General features: G+C 63.2%; 17 protein-coding genes. 6 read left to right on the forward strand and 11 right to left on the reverse strand.

Annotated elements, in window-relative coordinates; translation table 11 throughout:
• The first annotated feature begins 49 nt into the window (after positions 1-49).
• Positions 50-439, forward strand: coding sequence for a response regulator (locus tag HAHE_RS10400; RefSeq protein WP_338690793.1), 390 nt, complete (start codon positions 50-52; stop codon positions 437-439).
• A gap of 168 nt (positions 440-607) precedes the next feature.
• On the opposite strand, the gene HAHE_RS10405 is transcribed toward HAHE_RS10400, so the two are convergent.
• Together HAHE_RS10405 and HAHE_RS10410 are read right to left on the reverse strand one after the other, a co-directional pair.
• Positions 608-3,040 (reverse strand): hypothetical protein, encoded by a 2,433-nt coding sequence (locus HAHE_RS10405; RefSeq protein WP_338690794.1) that lies wholly within the window; start codon positions 3,038-3,040, stop codon positions 608-610.
• Positions 3,041-3,122: 82 nt separating this feature from the next.
• Entirely contained in the window at positions 3,123-3,635 is a 513-nt protein-coding gene (locus tag HAHE_RS10410) for a gamma carbonic anhydrase family protein (RefSeq protein ID WP_338690796.1), read from the reverse strand.
• A gap of 202 nt (positions 3,636-3,837) precedes the next feature.
• Here HAHE_RS10410 and HAHE_RS10415 point away from each other — a divergent pair, with 202 nt between their 5' ends.
• A complete protein-coding gene (locus tag HAHE_RS10415; RefSeq protein ID WP_338690798.1) occupies positions 3,838-4,659 on the forward strand; it encodes a hypothetical protein in 822 nt (273 codons plus the stop codon).
• A 54-nt stretch (positions 4,660-4,713) separates the two neighbouring features.
• Here the strand turns inward: HAHE_RS10415 and HAHE_RS10420 are convergent, their stop codons facing one another.
• The 4 genes from HAHE_RS10420 to HAHE_RS10435 form a co-directional block, all read right to left on the reverse strand.
• Positions 4,714-5,139, reverse strand: coding sequence for a DUF6515 family protein (locus HAHE_RS10420; protein ID WP_338690800.1), 426 nt, complete (start codon positions 5,137-5,139; stop codon positions 4,714-4,716).
• Between the two features lie 166 nt (positions 5,140-5,305).
• On the reverse strand, positions 5,306-5,791 hold the full coding sequence (gene rnhA, locus HAHE_RS10425) for a ribonuclease HI (RefSeq protein ID WP_338690802.1): 486 nt from the start codon (positions 5,789-5,791) through the stop codon (positions 5,306-5,308).
• A 156-nt stretch (positions 5,792-5,947) separates the two neighbouring features.
• Entirely contained in the window at positions 5,948-7,144 is a 1,197-nt protein-coding gene (gene kbl, locus HAHE_RS10430; protein ID WP_338690803.1) for a glycine C-acetyltransferase, read from the reverse strand.
• A 116-nt stretch (positions 7,145-7,260) separates the two neighbouring features.
• Positions 7,261-8,058: a DUF4328 domain-containing protein gene (locus tag HAHE_RS10435; RefSeq protein ID WP_338690805.1), complete on the reverse strand. Its 798-nt coding sequence runs from the start codon at positions 8,056-8,058 to the stop codon at positions 7,261-7,263.
• Between the two features lie 114 nt (positions 8,059-8,172).
• On the opposite strand from HAHE_RS10435, the gene HAHE_RS10440 reads away from it, so the two are divergent.
• Positions 8,173-8,493 (forward strand): hypothetical protein, encoded by a 321-nt coding sequence (locus HAHE_RS10440; protein ID WP_338690806.1) that lies wholly within the window; start codon positions 8,173-8,175, stop codon positions 8,491-8,493.
• A gap of 51 nt (positions 8,494-8,544) precedes the next feature.
• Positions 8,545-8,898: a zinc ribbon domain-containing protein gene (locus HAHE_RS10445; protein ID WP_338684228.1), complete on the forward strand. Its 354-nt coding sequence runs from the start codon at positions 8,545-8,547 to the stop codon at positions 8,896-8,898.
• Between the two features lie 77 nt (positions 8,899-8,975).
• On the opposite strand, the gene HAHE_RS10450 is transcribed toward HAHE_RS10445, so the two are convergent.
• A complete protein-coding gene (locus HAHE_RS10450; RefSeq protein WP_338684230.1) occupies positions 8,976-9,467 on the reverse strand; it encodes a TlpA disulfide reductase family protein in 492 nt (163 codons plus the stop codon).
• Between the two features lie 120 nt (positions 9,468-9,587).
• Between HAHE_RS10450 and HAHE_RS10455 the strand changes: the two genes are divergently transcribed.
• Positions 9,588-10,085 carry a hypothetical protein gene (locus HAHE_RS10455; RefSeq protein WP_338684232.1) on the forward strand — a complete coding sequence of 166 codons (498 nt, stop codon included), beginning with the start codon at positions 9,588-9,590 and terminating at the stop codon, positions 10,083-10,085.
• Between the two features lie 84 nt (positions 10,086-10,169).
• On the opposite strand, the gene HAHE_RS10460 is transcribed toward HAHE_RS10455, so the two are convergent.
• Entirely contained in the window at positions 10,170-11,396 is a 1,227-nt protein-coding gene (locus HAHE_RS10460; protein ID WP_338684233.1) for an aspartate kinase, read from the reverse strand.
• A 187-nt stretch (positions 11,397-11,583) separates the two neighbouring features.
• On the opposite strand from HAHE_RS10460, the gene HAHE_RS10465 reads away from it, so the two are divergent.
• A complete protein-coding gene (locus HAHE_RS10465; RefSeq protein WP_338684235.1) occupies positions 11,584-11,961 on the forward strand; it encodes a DUF1801 domain-containing protein in 378 nt (125 codons plus the stop codon).
• Between the two features lie 6 nt (positions 11,962-11,967).
• On the opposite strand, the gene HAHE_RS10470 is transcribed toward HAHE_RS10465, so the two are convergent.
• The 3 genes from HAHE_RS10470 to HAHE_RS10480 all read right to left on the reverse strand — a co-directional run bounded on the left by HAHE_RS10470 (position 11,968) and on the right by HAHE_RS10480 (position 18,180).
• Entirely contained in the window at positions 11,968-13,452 is a 1,485-nt protein-coding gene (locus HAHE_RS10470) for a sulfatase (protein WP_338684236.1), read from the reverse strand.
• A 124-nt stretch (positions 13,453-13,576) separates the two neighbouring features.
• Positions 13,577-17,092: a beta strand repeat-containing protein gene (locus HAHE_RS10475; protein WP_338684238.1), complete on the reverse strand. Its 3,516-nt coding sequence runs from the start codon at positions 17,090-17,092 to the stop codon at positions 13,577-13,579.
• A gap of 146 nt (positions 17,093-17,238) precedes the next feature.
• Positions 17,239-18,180 carry an aspartyl protease family protein gene (locus HAHE_RS10480; RefSeq protein ID WP_338684239.1) on the reverse strand — a complete coding sequence of 314 codons (942 nt, stop codon included), beginning with the start codon at positions 18,178-18,180 and terminating at the stop codon, positions 17,239-17,241.
• Positions 18,181-18,207 lie beyond the last annotated feature (27 nt).

Here is an 18,207-nt window from a genome sequence, read left to right on the forward strand (position 1 = left end):
AGTGCCTTTGCCTTGCCCGGACTGACACGACGGGATTAAAACGGTCATCATGAGATCCACCCGAATTCTGATCATCGACGACGAGCCGGACTTCACCGCGCTCCTGAAAGCCAACCTCGAGGAGGCCGGCGACTTTCTCGTCCGCCAGGTCAACCAGTCCGAGCAGGCGGTGAAGGCGGCCCACGAGTTCCGGCCCCACCTTTGTATCATCGACGTCGTCATGCCCGGCATGGACGGCGGCGACATCGTGGCCAAGTTCCGGGCCGACCCGGTATTGAGCGACACCCCGATCATGATGCTGACCGCGCTGGTCGAGGAGAACCCCGACAGCATCGACGGCGAAACGCAGACCGGCGGGCTCGCCTTCGTCAGCAAGACGTCCGATTTCGAAACCATCCTCGCGTGCATCGAAAAGCATCTCGAGGAAGTGGGGAAGTGAGGAGTGGCGCTTTCCAAGCGCCATGAGTGGGCGAGGCGGTCTCCCGACCGCGGCGGCTGGAAGCCGCCACCCCATGGTATGGCGCTTGGAAAGCGCCACTCCCACGCCGGACTGCGCGCTACGCGTAACAATCATCGACCGAGCCCGCCGACTCCCTTTGCGGAGCAGTCAGGGGACATGGGGCGCCACGGTGATGTCGTAGGTGCCGGTCGCTTGGTTCGTCGCCTCACCGACCTCGATCGTGTAGGTGCCGGTGGACGGGAGTTGGATCACGCCCATGTCGCCGAGGTTGAATTGCTGGGAGTCGAGTTGGGAGTCGGTCGGGTCGAGCAGGCGGTAGTTCACCGTGGAAAGGCCGACGAAAGATCCGTGGGAGATGTTGACGAACTCGCCGGCGGTGCCGGTGAAGGTATAGACATCGAACGCGCCGGGAACCTCGATGTTTCCGGCACCGGCGCCCGGCACGCCGTCGGAGACGGTATCTCCGATGCTGATCGAGAAGCTGTCCGGGGCGGGAATGTCCGTGATGGCGATGGTGTAGGTACCGGTGTCGTCGTTGGGAGCCTCACCGACCTCAAGGGTGTAGGTTCCGCTCGCGGGAAGTTCGACGGTGGCGATATCACCGAGGTTGAACTGCTTGTTGCCGATTTCCGCATCGGACGGATCGAGTAGCCGGTAGTTGATGGTGTTGACTCCGGAATAGGACACCATGTTGACGAAGATCTTCTGGCCGGCTGTTCCGGTGAAGGTGTAGCGGTCGTATGCGCCGGGGGTCTCGATGTTGCCGGCTCCGCTTCCGGGTATGCCGTCCGACACGGTGTCGCCGATCGCAATGGCGAAGACATCGGGTGCGGGGACTTCGGTGATCCCGATGGTGTAGGTGCCGGTATTGTCGTCCGCTGCTTCTCCCACTTCCAGCCGGTAGGTGCCCGTGGCCGGAAGCTCCAGCGTGCCGATGTCGCTGAGGCCGAAGGCGGAGTATGCGATTTGCGAGTCGGAAGGATCGAACAACCGGATGTCGATGAGTTGCGGCCCCGAGTAGCTGACCTGGTCGATGAAGATCTTCTGCCCGGCGGTGCCGGCAAAGGTGTAGTGATCGAAGGCACCCGGGGCCTCGATGTTGCCGGCGCCCGCTGCAGGGATCCCGTTGGAGACGGTGTCGCCGATGGCGATACCGAAGACATCCGGCGGCGGCACTTCGGTAATGGCGATGGAGTAGGTTCCGGTCCGGTCGCTGCCGGCTTCGCCGACCTCGAGCCGGTAGGTGCCGGTCTCGGGCAGTTCCAGCGTGCCGACATCGCTGAGACCGAATGCGGAGGAGAAAACGAGGCTGTCCGACGGATCGAACAATTTGAAATCAATGAGATTCAATCCGGAGAAACCGAGCGAGTCGACGAAGACCTTCTGACCCGCGGCTCCGGTGAAGGTGTAGTGGTCAAAGGCACCGGGGGTCTCGATGTTGCCTGCTCCTGGACCGGGCGCTCCGTCGGAAATCGTGTCGCCGATGCTGATGCCGAACGACTCTGGGTCGGGCACTGCGGTAAGCCCGATCGAGTAGGTGCCGGTGTCATCGTTTCCGACCTCTCCGACCTCGATGGTGTAGGTGCCGTTCGAGGGAAGTTCCACGGTGCCCATGTCGCCCAGATTGAACTGCTGGCTGTCGAGCTCCGTGCTGGCAGGATCGAGAAGGCGGTAAATCAAAGTGTTGGTGCCGCTGTAGGAGAGGGTGTTGAGGAAGACCCTGTCGCCGGCGTTGGCGTCGAAGCTGTAGATGTCGAATGCTCCGGGTGCTTCGATCGTGCCGGCGCCGGGGGCGGGGTCGTCCGGGGTGATCGTGTCACCGACCGCGATGACGAATGTTTCGGGGGCGGGGATCACGCTGAGATTGATCGCATAGGTTCCCGAACCGCCGAGTCCGGTGTCGCCTACGATCAGCACATATTCACCATCGAGCGGTAGGGTGACCGGGCCCATGTCGCCGAGTCCGAATGCCGAGCTCTTCACCGGGTTCCCATAAGGATCGAACAAACGGTAGTCGTGAAGATTGATGGAGAGGTCGTGAGAGACGGCATCGACAAACACGCCCGTGCCGGCCACGCCTTCGAAACGGTAGATGTCCGCGTGGTTGGGCATCTCGATATTGCCGGCACCGGCCGCCGGAATTCCGTCGGAGACCGAGGCGTCCAGAGTGATGTCAAAGACGTCCGCGTTGGCTCCGTCCACGCCGTCGACCGGATTGAGGAATCCACCGGTTTTCAGTTCCGTGCGGTCGGTGACGCCGTCGCCATCGGAGTCGGTGGTGTCGGTGGCGAGATCCCTGCCGAAGATATCGAAGAACCCGCGGGGCGAGCCTGAGGCATCGAACTCACGCACGACGGTGGGCACAGCTGCCGGGACGATCGCCATCCCGCTTGGTGTGGTGCCGGTCAGTGGCAGCAGGTCACCGTCGAATCGATCGAGAACGACGATGAGGTCGGTATCGGTGATAGCTGTGACTTCGAAACGGCCGGTATCCAGGCCGAGCTCCGAGATGTCGATCGATTGGGCGGATGCGGTCCAGAGCAGACAGTTCGCAAGGCAGGTTGGGAGGAGGATTCGCATGGTCGGATAATTGCGGGGCGACCCTACCCGTCGGCCGTTTCCGCATGGAAGGAGATTTCGTCCCTGGGGTTACCCATAGCGCTCACTCCCTCGCCATGAATTTCCGGGACTGGACGACGTACTTCTCGGCCCAGTGCTTCACCCCGCGTTGCTCGTCGAGTGACAGTGTGCGGACCACCTTGGCAGGGGTGCCGAGAACCAGTGAGCCTGGCGGGATGATCGTGCCGCCAGTGACCACGGTACCGGCTCCGACGATGGACCGCTCGCCGATGACCGCACCGTCGAGGACGATGGCGCCCATTCCGATCAACGTCTCGTCCTTCAGAGTGCAGGCATGGATGATGGCGGAGTGGCCGACGGTGACGAGTTCACCGACATAGCAGCCAAGGTCGTCGGCGAGGTGGACGACGGCGTTGTCCTGGATGTTCGACCGGGGTCCGACGACGATCTCGTTGATGTCTCCGCGGAGGGTCGTGTTGTACCAAACACTTGTTTCCTCAGCGAGAGTGACTCGACCGATCACGTCGGCGCTCGAAGCGAGAAAGGCGGTCGGGTGGATCTCCGGGTGGAAGGACTCGTAGGATTCGATGGCCATCGGAAGCACTCTGGCATCGCGACCCGGCGGGTTCCAGCTTCGGGTCCGGGCAATCCCGATCCGACCCGAGGTATCGCTGGACAGATCCGAATCCCGGACGGATAGGTCATCGGCGACCGAACCGAGCGGAAACGGCCGCTTGACGCTGCGGCCGGTTGGCGATTGCCTCCGGCTTCTGGCGTGTCGAGTCCCCTGAAAATCCATGCGTGAATCCCTCGTCGTCGTCGGTCTGGTCGTTCTGGCCGTCGGCCTGCGCTCGTCGCGGGTCGCGATCCCGAGGAAACTTGGCGCGCTGACCTTCCTCGTCGCGGGGTATCTGCTGTTCTACTTCCTCACCGGGTCCTGGTGGATGGGATTCTTCGGAGTGATCCCATGGTTTTTCCTTCCGTGGATCGAGCTGCTGACCCGGATCAAGCCGATGCGGTTGCCGATGGAGAACCGACTCCGCCACCGGGTCGTGCCCGACCCCGCGTTTTTTCCCAATGCCCCCGAAGCCGCGATGGCGATGGAGGAGGCCGGCTTCGAGCATGTCGATGACTGCGGCTGGGAGTGGTCGGGAATGCAGCAGTACTTCCAGATCTACTGGCATCCCGAGGAGCGGGCCGAGGCCGCGGTTTGTCTTTGCGAGCAGGGCGAGGTTGCCTTCGCATTCATGTCGATCACTTCGCGCGATGCCGAGGGCCGGATCCTGCGTACGACCAACTTCCCGTTCTCGCCGACGCTCAAGTGCCCTCCGAACGTCCGCTGGAACCACGTTCCCTGTGAGCGGAATTGTTTCCACCAGATCCTCGAAGACCACAGGCAGTTCCTGCGGCGCCGCAAGGTCGATCCCGATGCCCTCCGGATACCCGATCCGGAACGGATCGAGACGGACATCGAGTCGGAGATGAAAACCCAGATCAGCCACAATCTCGAAGCGGGCATCATCCGGCCATCGGGCGACCAGCGCTACTTCGAGTATTCCGGTCGGGGACTCGTTTTCCTCTGGGGTCAGTTCGTAAAGGACATGGTGCGTCTCTGCTGACCGCGAAAACGCCCGACGGAATGATCCGCCGGGCGCTTCGATTCGGGGAGGGAATCAGATGTCGAGGTCGACGACGACGTATCCGTCGCCACGGCGGCGGAAGTAGGAATCGTCGTAGTGGTAATAGGTGTCACCATTGCGGGTGATGGTCCGGTAGCCGTTCGGCAGGGTCTGCACGTAAGCTCCGGTGTTATAGTGGTCGCGGTGGGTGCGTGCGTGGTGATCGTAGCGGTCGTGGTGATGACGCGGCGATTCGACCACGACGTAGCCGTTGTCGCGGCGACGGTAGTAGGTCCCGTTGTGGGTGTAATAGCGGTCTCCGCCGACCATCACGCTGCTGTATCCGGTAGGCAGGGTGCTCACCCGGTAGCCGGGCTCATAGACGGTGGTGCGGGCAGTGACGACGCCGTCGGTCGGAACCACACAGCTCGCGAGAGCGAGAGATCCGGCGAGGGCAAGGAGATGGAGTGATGTTTTCATAGCGTCTTACCTCTTCGCAGATGGCAAGCCATGGCCGGGTGGGGCGCTCCAGTCCCTTTGGCTTCAGGGTTTCTTGCGCTTGAACGATGGTTTCTGGCTGCAGAGATTCTTGCAGGATGCAAGGCCTGTGGATTGCAATTCCCACGGTGGCCTGCAGACCGTCGTTTCAAAGCAGCCCGTCCTCCGCCGGCGCCTCGAATGCCGCGTCGATCTCCAGCCTGGAACCGCGGGAAGCGGCGACGGCGAGTTCGTCGCATCGCTCGTTCTCCCTGTGGCCGGCGTGTCCCCGCAGCCACTTCCACTCGATCTCATGGGGCTCTGAAGTCGCCTCAAGGCGCCGCCACAGGTCGGGGTTCTTCACCGGTTGCCGGTTCGAAGTACGCCATCCACGGTACTTCCATCCCCGCAGCCAACCCTTGGTCATGGCGTCGACCGGGTAGCGTGAATCGGAATAGAGCGTCACGCGGCAAGCGGTCTTCAGTTTCTCGAGCGCGACGATCGCCGCAAGCAGCTCCATGCGGTTGTTGGTCGTCCGGCGATACCCTTCGGAAAGTTCGAGCCGGTGTCGGCCGCTGACCATGACCACACCATAGCCGCCCGGCCCGGGATTGCCCCGGCACGCGCCGTCGGTGTGGATGGTGACTTCCTTCACGCGGACGAGATGAACCTCCCTCAGCAGGGCGCACAAACGAAATCGCCCACAGGTTCCGCCACTGTGGTTTGTAGTTCCTCCTTCAGGAGGCGGATTGACCCCGGCGCTTCTCCCACCCGAAGGCGGAACTTCGAAACAACGGATCCAGCTCCCGGATCAGATCACACCGAGTTCCTTGCCGGTCTTGACGAAGGCCTCGATGCCCTTGTCGAGCTGCTCGCGGGTATGGGCGGCGCTGATCTGGGTGCGGATGCGGGCCGTGTCCTTCGGGACGACCGGGAAGAAGAAGCCGATCGCGTAGACGCCGTGTTCCAACAACTTGTCGGCGAACTTCTGCGATAGTGCCGCGTCGCCGAGCATGACCGGTGAGATCGGGTGGTCCTTGCCGGCGATGGTGAAGCCGGTGCCGGCCATTGCTTCCCGGAAGTAGCGGGTATTCTCCTTCACGCGGTCGGCGAGCTCGGTCGAGGACTCGAGCATCTCGAAGACTTTCACCGAGGCCGCGACGATCGGCGGGGCGATCGTGTTGGAGAAGAGATAGGGACGCGAACGCTGGCGCAGCAGGTCGATGACCTCCTTCTTGCCGGACGTGTAACCGCCGGAAGCGCCGCCGAGCGCCTTGCCGAGGGTGCCGGTGGTGAGGTCGATCTTGCCGAAGAGTCCGCAGTGCTCGTGGGTGCCGCGGCCGCGCTCGCCGAGGAAGCCGGTGGCGTGGCAGTCGTCGAAGTGGACGATCGCGTTGTACTTCGCCGCGATTTCGTGGACCTTGTCGAGTTGGGCGATGATGCCGTCCATCGAGAACACGCCGTCGGTCGTGACCAGCTTGAAGCGCGCACCCGCGGCGTCGGCTTCCTGAAGTTTGGCTTCGAGGTCGGCCATGTCGTTGTTGGCGTAGCGGAAGCGCTTGGCCTTGCAGAGACGGACGCCGTCGATGATCGACGCGTGATTGAGCGAGTCGGAAATCACCGCGTCCTCGGGTCCGAGCAGGACCTCGAACAGGCCGCCGTTGGCGTCGAAACAGCTCGGGTAGAGGATGGTGTCCTCGGTGCCGAGGAAGCGGCTGATCGTTTCCTCGAGCTTCTTGTGGAGCGTCTGGGTGCCGCAAATGAACCGCACGCTGGCCATGCCGAACCCCCAGCGGTCGAGCGCGTCCTTGGCGGCGCCGACGACCTCGGGATGGTCCGCGAGGCCGAGGTAGTTGTTGGCACACATGTTGATGACCTCGCGGCCGTCCTTGAGCCGGACGGTCGAGCTCTGGGTCGAGTCGATCAGACGTTCGCGCTTGTAGAGTCCGGCGGAGTCGATCTCGGAAAGGGTGTCCGTGAGGTGCTGGTTGAAGTCCTGAGGGAACATGGCGGGGAGAGGATGACGGGGCCGGCCGATGGGCGGAACGCGAAAGTGCGCGGTGTTTGTGCGGTTTTCGGCGGGATCGCGAAGAAATGGAACGAACCGGGCGGATGGCGCCACCTTCAGGCATGCGGTCCCTCGATCGGCAGTGCCGATTTTGGTCGCGCCGCGAGCTGCTCCGGTGGCATCGATGCGAAGTAGATGGCCGAGTCGTGCTGCAGCCGCGTGACGCTGCGCAGCAGCTGGATCGCGATCACGGCGAGTCCGACGTTCACACCGCTGGCGCAAGTGACCGCGACCACGACCGCATCGGCGCTCCATGCCGCGGTCAGGGCGGTGAAGCCGTCGCCGGTCGTGGTGTCGCCGAAGGAGGACAGCAGCCACAAGGCCCACCAGAACGGCAGCAGGTAGGACGGCATCGGCTCGACAGTGACCGACGCACGCACGAAATCGCGCATGGCGGTGAACGGCTTCCAGAGGTTGGCGATCGGGATGAAGTACCAGCCGACGGCCCAGCCGGGGGTGTCCGACAGTGATTCGGCCTTGGGCAGTTTCGGGTCCTTGGCGCGCGTCTTGAGTTGCTGGAACAGCCAGGCGTTCTTGCCGGTGCGGTTGATCCAGACACCGAAGAGGACAAAGCTGATGATATTCACCCAAGCCGCCCGTTCGGCAATCTCGACGATGCGGTTGAAGAGTTCCGATGACGACGCGGTGACGGAGTAGGTGTAGAGCAGGTTCACCACCGCCCAGAAGAGGTTGAAGGCAAGGTAGAGCAGCACCGTCCCGATGACCCAGCGAACGAGGATGCGGTTGTCGCGGTAAGCTCCGTAGGGGCCGGGCGGCAGCTTCGAGACGTCGGCTCCCGATTCCTCCGGCGCGTGCTCCGGGGTATCGTAGGGGTTCAGCGACGGCTCGTGCATGTGCGCCGCGACCCTTTCCCGCCGAGACCTGACTGTGAAGATCCATTTCCTTGTGTCGCGGCGAAAGCAGGCGTAGGTTTCCGGCTGCTTCTTCGGTTCCAACCCGCTATTACCATGAAAGGCTACCTCCCGCACCAGGCCGTCAAGGCGGTCACCTTCTGGGTCCTCACCCTGTGCATCATTGCCGCCACGGCGGCCTCGATCCTGCTCGCGTGGGATGGCATCGACGAAAAGCTCGCCTACAACTGCATCAGCACCGCGTTTCTTCTGGCGGCCGGCTGCGTGGTATTCCTTTTCGTCAACTTGGCATTCGGCAGCCTCGGTGCGGAGTTGTTCTCCCAGCGGGAGTCACCACCGATGGACCCCGCCTTCTCCGAGCGCCTGAAGCGGGCGAAGGACGCCGGATTCGCCGAGACCGAGCGCAAGGTCCAGTAAGCGGCGCGATTCGCCGTGCCCCGCTGCCGTCGTTGGCTAGGGTAACGTCCCATGTGGGATATCCTCCAACAAATCGAACTGAACAATCTTCGGTCCCGCCAGACGGATGCCGAAGGTCAGGTGCGCAACTCCGACTTCCGGGTCGGAGGCGTGGAGCACCGGATCTCGAAGCTCGAGCTGGTTTGCCAAGCCCTCTACGAGCTGCTGCGTGAGCGGGGTGGCATGACCGATGAGGAACTCCGGCGGAAGATTCGGGAAATCGATCTTCGGGACGGAGCAGAGGACACCCGAATGCGTCCCAAGCCGGTTCACTGTCCGAAGTGCGCCGCGACCACGACGGCCGGTGCCCTCTACTGCCCGCAGTGCGGTGCGGTGATCGCGCCGAAGTATCCGTTTTCTCCCTGAGCGCTCTAGGCAATCGGGAGAGCGGCTTTGCAAGCCGCTGACCCATCCACCAACCGCGGCTTGAAAAGCCGCTCTCCTCAGAGTTTCGGCATCGCCCTGAGGGCATCCTTCACCGCGTCCTCGAAGTCGTCGTTGGCCGGATGGCCGTGCCACACGAGCTTGCCGGTGTGGTCGAAGACGAGCGCGTGAGGGATGCCGCCGGTTGAAACGGGAACCATCCCCCCGGTCATGACCGGGTATTTCACCCGGGCCTTTTTGAGGAGCTTGTTGATCGTCTCCTTGTCGCCGCCCTGGACCTCGAAACCGATCACGGCGAGGCCTTTGCTGTCGTAGCGTTTGGCGAGCCGCGCCATGTCCGGCAGGCTGGCGATGCAGGGAGGGCAGTTGACACCCCATTCCTCGACCACGACGACCTTGCCCTCGAGCGAGGAGGCATCGAATTCGACCTCATTGACCACCTGGCCCCAGCGGACCTGGCTGACCGAGGCATCCGGCACCTTCGTCTCCTTGTCCTTGGCGGACAATGGCAGGGCGAGGGCGGCGAGGACGAGAAACGCGGCGGCTTTCATGCAATGGGAGAAACGGCGGACTGCGTCCTTTTCGTCCAAGAATTTGATGACGACCCCGTCACCGTCGGGCCGGCCCGTGATATCTCGCTTTTGGACGCCCGCCATGCTATTGGCTGGCAGATGAGGATCTTCCTTGCGTCGCTTCTTCTGTTGCTCCCGGTTGCAGCCGATGAGAACTGGCTGACGGCTTCCGCCATCCCGGAAGGAGCGACTCTGAAGGTGGAGTACACGTCTTCCGGCTGCTTCCATCATGAAAGGGCGCGGTTCGAGTTTCGCAACGGCAGCGTGAAGGTCTGGAAATACGTTCCGAAAGAGGACCAAGAAAAGATCGAGTGGGAGGCCAAGCTCATCGGAGAGAAGAAGCTGGTGAAGGCGGAGATCGAGGGCCTAGATTTACTTTTCGCCTACTATCAGGCAGGGAACCGCGGCGGATGCACCACCGTCGACCGGATTGGGATGACCTTGGTCGAGGGCAAGCGGGTGCTTCGCGAGGAGAACCATGTCGATGCCACCTGTCATGCCGACGATAGGCCAGGGGTGCTCACGCTAGATGAGCTGCTGAGCCACGTGGAAGAGGGGGCACTGGCAAACCCGAAGCCCGCAGCTGCGGGTGACTGAAGCGGCTGGGAGGTGTTGCCGGCCGGGGAGATGCCGGTTTCATAACCGGCGCTCCATCGCTCGATGCTCCGAGAGCTCCGCGGGTCAGGCCGGGGCCTTGTCGAGCTCGAAGGCGTCGTGGACGGCGCGGGCGGCATCCTCGATGCGGGTCTCGTCGACGGTCACGGCGATCTTGATCTCGGAAGTCGAGATCATGCCGATGTTGATGCCGGCCTCGCCGAGGGCCTTGAACATGGTGGCGGCAACGCCGGAGTGGGAACGCATGCCGATACCGACGCAGGACAGCTTGGCGATGCCGGCCTCGGTCTCGATCTTCGACTCGCCGCTGATCTCGGCGAGCACCGGCTTGAGCGCTGCCTGGGCTTTGCCGAGGTCGTTCGAGTGCATCGTGAACGAATGGCGGGCCATGCCGTCGCTCGCGATGTTCGAGATGATCATGTCGATGTTGATCTCCGCGTCGCCGAGGGCGCAGAGGATCTTCGCCGACATGCCGGGCTCGTCCGGAATGCCGGTGATGGTGACGCGGGCTTGGGAGCGCTCGATCGAGACTCCGCGGATGACGACGTTTTCCATATCGGGATGTTCTTCGAGCACCATCGTGCCCGGGTTGTCGTTGAGGGAGGAACGGACTTCGAAGACGACGCCGTATTTCTTGGCGAACTCGACCGACCGCGATTGCATCACTTTCGCGCCGGACGAGGCCAGCTCAAGCATTTCGTCGTACGAGATCTCCGGTAGCTTGCGGGCGTTGGGAACGATCCGCGGGTCGCAGGTGTAGACGCCGTCGACGTCGGTGAGGATCTGGCAGACATCGGCACCGACGGCGGCCGCCACGGCGATCGCGGTGAGGTCAGATCCGCCACGGCCGAGGGTGTGGATGAGGCCGTCGGGGGTGATGCCCTGGAAGCCGGCGACGACCAGCGCGTTGCCCGCCTCAAGCGAGCGCTTCATGAACTGCGGGTCGATGGCGTCGATCCGGCCGCGCGTGTGTGATCCGGTGGTGGTGATGCCCGCCTGACGGCCGGTGACTGAGAGCGCGGGAACGCCGAGCTCGTGAAGAGCCAGCGAGACCAAGGCGATCGACTGCTGCTCGCCGGTGGCCAGCAGCACGTCCATCTCCCGCTCGCTCGGGTTCTCGCCGAACTCCTTGGCCATGCCGATCAACTTGTCGGTGATGCCCGACATCGCCGAAACGACCGCCGCCACCTGGTTGCCCTCGTCGCGGGTGCGTTTCACCCGTGCGGCGACGTTGCGGATGCGGTCGATGGTGCCGACGGAGGTTCCGCCGTATTTCTGGACAATCAGGGCCATGGCCGGGGGCGGAGTGAAGGGAAGGCCGGAGCTGATTGCAAGGACGGCGTGGGGCAGCGATCGAAGGGGTGAATATTCAATATCCAGCAAGGAATGATCAATTTCCAAGGGAGCAAGGAGCCGGCATCGAGAACTGGACGGAGCTGCCGGGGATGGGCAGGTTTCAGGGGTGAAATGCCCGGATTCAGTGAAGACGGCGGAGGATTACCTGGAATGGGTGCCGGAGAAGCGGCGGGACGCGATGCGGGCGCTGCACGAGTTGATCCGCCGCACGGCGCCGGATCTGGAGCCGGTGATCGTTTACGGCATGATCGGCTACGGCATGCGGCCCTACGAGACGAAGAGCGGTTCTTCGGGTGAGTGGCCCTTGGTGGCACTGGCCAACCAGAAGGCGCACATGAGTCTATACCTGTGCTGCGACGGCCCGGATGGCTACCTCGCCGAGAAGGCGGCCGCGCGGCTTGGCAAGGTGTCCGTCGGCAAGAGCTGCGTCCGCTTCACCAAGCTGGAGAATCTGAATCTCGACGTGGTCGAAGAACTGGTGATCGAGGCGGCGAAGGAGTGATGCGGATCACTCGTAGCTCCACTTCAGGAGCCACGGGTCGGCGGTCTGTTTTTGCGCCGTCTTGAGCTGCTCCTTCATGATCTCGAGCCGGCTCGCGAGCTTCGGGTCGTCGGCGAGGTTCTTCGACTCCGATGGATCGGCCTCGAGGTCGTAGAGCTCGAAGGCGGGGCGCTGGATGTAGGAATCGACACTACGATGGCCGTACTTCGCGTCCTTGCCCTTGCGGAACTGGGCCTGCCATGAGGAGGCCGCCCACAGGTCGCTGGCGAAGGGGTAGGGCAGGGGCGATGCGATGTTCCAGATCAACTTGTACTGGCGGTCACGGATGGCGCGCATCGGGTAGTACATCTGGATCTCGTGGAAGGTGTGGGACGCGAAATGGCTGTCCCAGCCCTTCGGCTCGGCTTCGTTGAGGATCGGGATCCAGCTGCGGCCTTGGTAACGCTTCAGGTTGCCGGTGCCGGGGTTCTCGCCGCGTCCGACCTTGGGGATCGGAGCGAGTTTCTTCGGGCCGCCGGTCTTGGCATCGTAGCCGCCCGCCGCGTCGAGTAGCGACGGGGTGATGTCGGCGTGGGAAATCAGCGCGTTGTTGACCACGGCCTTTGTCTGGCCGGGCATATGGACGATGAACGGAACCCGCAGGCCGGCCTCGTAGACGGTGGTCTTGGCACCCGGGAAGGCCATGCCGTGGTCGGCGGTGTAGATGATCATCGTGTTCTCGTACTGCCCCGCGTCCTTCAGCGCCTGGACCAGCTTGCCGAGCGCGAGGTCGGTACGGGTGCAGCTCTGGTAGTACTGCGCGATCTCGCGTCGACACTCGATGGTGTCCGGCAGCCATCCCGGCACGGTGACTTCGGCCGGGTCGTAGGCGACTTCAGGCGTCTGCCCGTATTGTTTCCCGGGCTGCGGGTTGCCGAACAGGTTCGGCTTCAGCTCCTCGGGCGCGGATTTGACGACACCCCCGCTGCGGTGCGGGTCGTGGGTCCAGAAGGTGAGGAAGAACGGCTTGTCCGACTTCTCCTCGAACAGCGGTTTGCACGACTCGATCCACTCAGGGGTGTTGTGGCCTCCGCCCTGTTCCTTAAGGAAGGTGTCGTAGGAATACACGGCTTCCGGGGCGACGTGATACTTGCCGATGTGGGCGGTGCGGTAGCCATTCAGCCGGAGCTGGTTCGGCAGGCTGATCGCGGCGCAATCGTTGTAGGTTTCGAAGTGGTGGTAGTGGTGGACGTGTCCATACTGACCGTTGGCGTGATTGTGCAGGCCGGTGAGGATGACCGAGCGGCTGGCCGAGCAGGAAGCAGTGGTGGCGAAGGCGTTGGTGAAGAGCGTGCCTTCGGCGGCGAGGGCATCGAGGTGGGGCGTCTGGATCAGCTTCGATCCGTAGCAACCGGCGATCGGGCTTTGGTCATCGGTCACGAACATCACGATGTTCGGCTTGGCCAAGGCCGGCGCGGTGAGCGCGAGGTAAAGGAGAGTGCGGAGGTTCATGGGTCGGACAGAGATTTACGGAGGGAAAGGAACGGTCTTCCAGACGGAAAGGAATCGGCTGGCTATCAAACAAAAGACCCGCCGGGGCTTTCGCCCCGGCGGGTCCAACTGCCTTGGAATCGGGTCAGGGTGCGGGGAAGGTTTCGCCTTCCGAAACCAGCACGAAGAACTGCTTCGCGTCCGCGACGTTGTCGATCTCGATGGGTGAGCCCGACACGCCGGTGGCGATGGCGGAACCCCATGCGGTGAGGTCGGCGGAGCCGTAGACGTCCACGGTGCCGTCGGCGGTGAAGGCGATCGTCACCTTGGTCGTTCCCGGCGTCGTGCCGGCCGAGGTGGTGATGCTGTCGATCGTGATCGCGGTCGCGGCGCCCGGGCCGGTGTTCACGGTGGTGCCGTCGATTGCGATGATGTCATTCACCGCCAGCGTGCCGGTCAGATCGAGCGTGCCGCCGCCGGCGGCGACGATCTTGAAGTTGCCGGCGAGGTTGGCGGCCACGCTGACCGCACCACCCGCGGTGTCGATCAGCAGGCGGGCATCGCCACCCGCATCCCAGACCACGCTCGCGGCGATGGCTTCCAGATCGGCGTCGGTCAGGTTCGACGGACCGGCGGCACCGCCGAAGCAGGCACCCGCACCCACGCTGACCTGAGTCAGGTCGGCCGGGATGGCGCTGAGGTCCTCGATAAGCAGGCAGCCTTCCGTGACCGTGGTCGTCGTGTAGTCGGTGTCGAAGTTCGGATTGGCGGCGATGAACATCGTGCCGGCTCCGGTCTTGGTGAAGCCGGAGTTCCCGCGCAGCCGGCTGTTGACGCTGAGATCGACCGCCGAGTCGCCGGTGACGTCCGAGACATCAAAGACGGGCGAGAAGTTGTTGAAGCGGATGCCGAAACTGAAGGGGCCGATCGTCGAAGGCGTTGTTCCGTCCACGGTCACGTCACCGTCGAGGTCGGTATTCACCCCGGCGAAGCTTCCGGCGCTGGTGGCAGTCCAATGCGCTCCATTCCGCAGCGTGATGGAGGGGATGTGAGCGTGGTTGCCGTCCGAGTGGAGCAGGGTTCCGCCATCGACGACAATCCCGGCATCACCCGAGTTCTGGAAACGTGTGATCGCATTGGTTGCCGTGATCTCGAGCGTGGCGCCGCTGTTGACCTCGATCGCCGTGTTGTCGCCGAGGGTCTCGGTGCCTCCACTGAGAACCAGCGTGCCTCCGCTGACGACGGTGTCGCCGGTGTACGTGTTGAGGTTCTGGAGAACCACCGTGCCGTCGTTGGTCTTGGTCAGTCCGGTGGCGCCGATGATCCCGTCACCGGTGAGCGTGTAGCCCTGGGCGCTGCTGTTGTCGAAGGTCACCGAGTTGGGAACCGGATTGCCGACCACGTTCAGCGTCCCGCTGAAGGCGGCATCGACGCTGTCGTCGAAGGTCACGTTGTCGCCGAGGAAGAACTGCTCCGGTGAGCCGGAATCATCCCAGTCGGCGGTCAGACCGGTGTCCCAGACGTTCGTTCCCGAAACGCCGGTGTAGGTCAAATCGAGGCCGGGAGCGGAGAGGTCGAGGGTAACGGTCACCACGCCACCCACATCGTTCCACGTAACTTGGGAGTCGCGGTACTGCGGAAGCACCAGGTTGGTGCCGAGCGTGCCGGTGAGCGTGCCTGTGTAGGTCAGCACGTTGTAGGTGCCCGAGGTGGTGATCGCCGGATTGAAGACCACGGTGTTGAGCGTGCCGGTCAGGTCGAGATTCGCGACCGTCAGGTTGGTCGTGGCGGGATCGATCTCGAGGGTCGTGAGATTCGAGGTCGAGTCCATCGACAGGTCACCAATGGTCTCGGTATTGCCGGTGGCGTTCAGCGTGCCGCCGGTAAGCGAAACGGAGGGGGAGCCGAGCAGGTTCTCGATCGGTGCGCCACTGTCATCGACGAGTTGGAGCGATCCACCCTCGATCAGCCATGCGGAAGATGCGGCGGTGCGGTTGGCATTCACCTGGTAGCGACCGTCTTGGATCGTGGTCGTGCCGGTGTAGGTGGCGTCGCGGCCATTGATGATCAGCGGCCCTTCACCGGTTTTGATCAGATTGCCACTCTGGCCTCCGCCGAAGGCATCGGCCGGTCCGGCCCACGTGAACAGACCGTCGAACTCTGTCAGCTGATCGACATTGATCGTGCTCGTGGTGCCGTCTGCTAGAATGATCGAATGGTAGAAGAACGAACGATCCTCGATATCCAGGGTGCCTCCGGCCAAGGTCATGGTCGGATTCGTGAAATTCTGGGTCGTGGTGTTCTGGAGCAGACGGAAGGTGCCGCCAGGATTGACGGTCATGCTGGCGTTCCGCAGCCCTGAGGAATCATTGCCGAGCTCGACGACCCCGGCGTCGATCGTGATTTCACCGCCATACGGAGTGTCATTGTCGAGCGGCAGGAAGGTCAGGATTCCCGCACCGCTCTTGGTCAGCGGGGCGTTGCCGAACAGCTCGGCCGACTGTGTGGCCATGTCGAAGACGTAGTCGTTGCCGGCCGAGTTGTTGACGATGATGCCTCCGGGAAGCACCGGTCCGCCGATGCCGTCGATGAGAACGTTGATGGTGCCGGGGAATCCGGTGGCGGAGTCGTCGAAGGTCACGATGTCGCCGTCGAAGAACACGACGTCGGTCACGCCGTTGTTCCAGTCGGTGCCGTAGTTGCGGTCCCAGTAGCCGGAACCATTGGTGTAGGTCAGCGCGTCGCCTGCGGGTGGCAGGGCGGTGACGGTGAGGATGGCTCCGCTGCCGCCGTCGGTGACGAGGTTGAAGCCGACTCCGTTGGAATTCGTGAAGTTGCCGCTACCATCGAGATCGCCGGCGACCATGCCGGCATTTCCTGCGAGCTGGTCACCGATCAGGAGTCCGCTTTGCGGTTGGTCGGCGCTGTTGGCGTAAAGGTGCTCGGCGAGGACGGCGTCGACCGTTTCTCCGAGGAAGTGGATGCTGGCCCCGACGGCGTCGAGATTGACGATCGACTGGTTGATCGGATTGCCGCCGCCGTTGAGGGTCAACTCACTACTGGCGCCATCGAGGGTGATGTAGGTGTTCGACAGGTACTGGGTCGCGAGCGAGGAAGTATCCGAGATCGTGAGGTTTCCGTAGAAAGTGCCTTGGTTGGGATCGGTTCCGTTGTTGGTGGCGAGAATGTCGGAGTCGTTCACAAGGAACCCCGTCCACTGGTTCGAGAACGGACCGCTCTGGGCATTGAATTCACCAATGGTATTCCATTCCGCGAGAGCTCCGGTGCTGAGGTCGGAGTTGTCGAAGGTGAGGGTTCCGGTTTGTTGCGAGCGGATGACCTGCTGAAACCGGCCGGTGGTATTGGTGAAGGTCACGTCGGCGCCAGCATCCCAGAAAACCTGATCAACGATCTCGCCGAAGCCGCTGCCGGAGAAGTCCGCGCCGGTGATGTTGTAGGCACCGGCTCCGCCGAGCATTCCGGCGCCGCCGGGGTTGAAGAGGTCGTCGACGATCGGGCCGCCGCCGCCGGTCCAGTTCGCTTCGTTGAAGAAGTCGCCGTCAGCAGCCGCGCCCGTCCACTCGTAGGGTGGAGTCGACGCGCCCGTCGCAATATTCATTCCGGCGATAAGTCCGCCGAGCAGGAGGTAGGAGGTTTTCATTTCGGTAGTGGGAGGCGTTGAGGTGTCGGTTGTGTGCACCGCATCACGCGGCTCACATCACACTTCTCGGTCGGGGGCCGGCTCACAACGGGGTCGCATCGAATTGCACCGGGCCGGGGAGGGGGCCACTTCAGGCAGGCGTCCGGTTAGCGGGTCCTCGGGATCGTGATGATCTTCGGTGTCAGGATGTGGTAGCTGCCGAAGTCGACCCGCGCGCCCAGGCTGCCGAGTGTCCTGGAACCGAGAATTCCGCCGAGTTTCCGACCGGACGGGGGTTGGATCTGTTTGGCGAGGGAGTGGACCTCGAATTGCATCGACGGGAGCCGGAGGATGCCGCCGATGACCGGGCTTTCGGCCGTCGCCCGACGGACTCCGCGTGCCTTGCGGGTGCCGGCGCCGGGGATGTCGCGGGATTCCTCGCTCAGCTTCAGCCCGAGCTTCTTGGCGATCGATGGTTCGAGGGAGTTGGTTCCCGAGCCGATGTCGACGAGGAACGCGTAGGTCTCATCGCCGAGTGCGATGTCGACGAAGGCGAAGCCGTGAACACCCTCGACCATCGGCACGCGGATGGTGGTGTTCCCCTCTTGCGTGTTGAGGTAGGCGTCTTGCGGCGAGTCGGCCGGAGGCAGGAGCAGGTTGCCATGACGGGTGTCGATGATGGCGTTTGTTTGCTTGAGCAGTCCGACTCCAACCAGTCCGTCCGGTGCCACGAGTTCTCCGTCGACCTTCACCCTGCCGTGGGAGAGATCGACGGCGTAGGCCGCTCTCGGCGAGACGCTGGGACCCGTTTTGCCGAGCTTGAGTTGATCGACTTTGACGCGCCGCATTCGGACGCCGCCACCAGCACCCTGTCCTTTCGACTCCTCCCCGTCCGATTTTCCGAGTTGGGTCGCGGTTTCGAGGGAAATCACGACATCCATGCCGGCACCCGAGTCGACCAGGAAGCTGAAGGGCTCTCCCTCGACCTCGACGGGGAGCAGGTAGTGTTGGGACCCTTGGGTCCGGGTCATAGGGATCGAACCGAGATCGGGAAGTTCCGAACCGATGGCGGTGGCGACAACGAGGATGAGTGCGAGAAAGGTTCTCATGCGCCGAGTTGGATAGGTTTCCAGCTG

This window comes from Haloferula helveola (genome assembly GCF_037076345.1).
Taxonomy (GTDB): domain Bacteria; phylum Verrucomicrobiota; class Verrucomicrobiia; order Verrucomicrobiales; family Akkermansiaceae; genus Haloferula; species Haloferula helveola.

Excerpts from the sequence above, each read along its gene's own strand:
- HAHE_RS10415 (WP_338690798.1), top strand. The coding sequence starts at position 3,838 with ATGCGTGAATCCCTCGTCGTCGTCGGTCTGGTCGTTCTGGCCGTCGGC.
- HAHE_RS10455 (WP_338684232.1), top strand. The coding sequence starts at position 9,588 with ATGAGGATCTTCCTTGCGTCGCTTCTTCTGTTGCTCCCGGTTGCAGCC.
- HAHE_RS10405 (WP_338690794.1), bottom strand. The coding sequence starts at position 3,040 with ATGCGAATCCTCCTCCCAACCTGCCTTGCGAACTGTCTGCTCTGGACC.
- HAHE_RS10410 (WP_338690796.1), bottom strand. The coding sequence starts at position 3,635 with ATGGCCATCGAATCCTACGAGTCCTTCCACCCGGAGATCCACCCGACC.
- HAHE_RS10470 (WP_338684236.1), bottom strand. The coding sequence starts at position 13,452 with ATGAACCTCCGCACTCTCCTTTACCTCGCGCTCACCGCGCCGGCCTTG.
- HAHE_RS10475 (WP_338684238.1), bottom strand. The coding sequence starts at position 17,092 with ATGAAAACCTCCTACCTCCTGCTCGGCGGACTTATCGCCGGAATGAAT.
- HAHE_RS10440 (WP_338690806.1), top strand. The coding sequence starts at position 8,173 with ATGAAAGGCTACCTCCCGCACCAGGCCGTCAAGGCGGTCACCTTCTGG.
- HAHE_RS10420 (WP_338690800.1), bottom strand. The coding sequence starts at position 5,139 with ATGAAAACATCACTCCATCTCCTTGCCCTCGCCGGATCTCTCGCTCTC.
- HAHE_RS10445 (WP_338684228.1), top strand. The coding sequence starts at position 8,545 with ATGTGGGATATCCTCCAACAAATCGAACTGAACAATCTTCGGTCCCGC.
- HAHE_RS10480 (WP_338684239.1), bottom strand. The coding sequence starts at position 18,180 with ATGAGAACCTTTCTCGCACTCATCCTCGTTGTCGCCACCGCCATCGGT.
- HAHE_RS10450 (WP_338684230.1), bottom strand. The coding sequence starts at position 9,467 with ATGAAAGCCGCCGCGTTTCTCGTCCTCGCCGCCCTCGCCCTGCCATTG.
- HAHE_RS10460 (WP_338684233.1), bottom strand. The coding sequence starts at position 11,396 with ATGGCCCTGATTGTCCAGAAATACGGCGGAACCTCCGTCGGCACCATC.
- HAHE_RS10400 (WP_338690793.1), top strand. The coding sequence starts at position 50 with ATGAGATCCACCCGAATTCTGATCATCGACGACGAGCCGGACTTCACC.
- kbl (WP_338690803.1), bottom strand. The coding sequence starts at position 7,144 with ATGTTCCCTCAGGACTTCAACCAGCACCTCACGGACACCCTTTCCGAG.
- HAHE_RS10435 (WP_338690805.1), bottom strand. The coding sequence starts at position 8,058 with ATGCACGAGCCGTCGCTGAACCCCTACGATACCCCGGAGCACGCGCCG.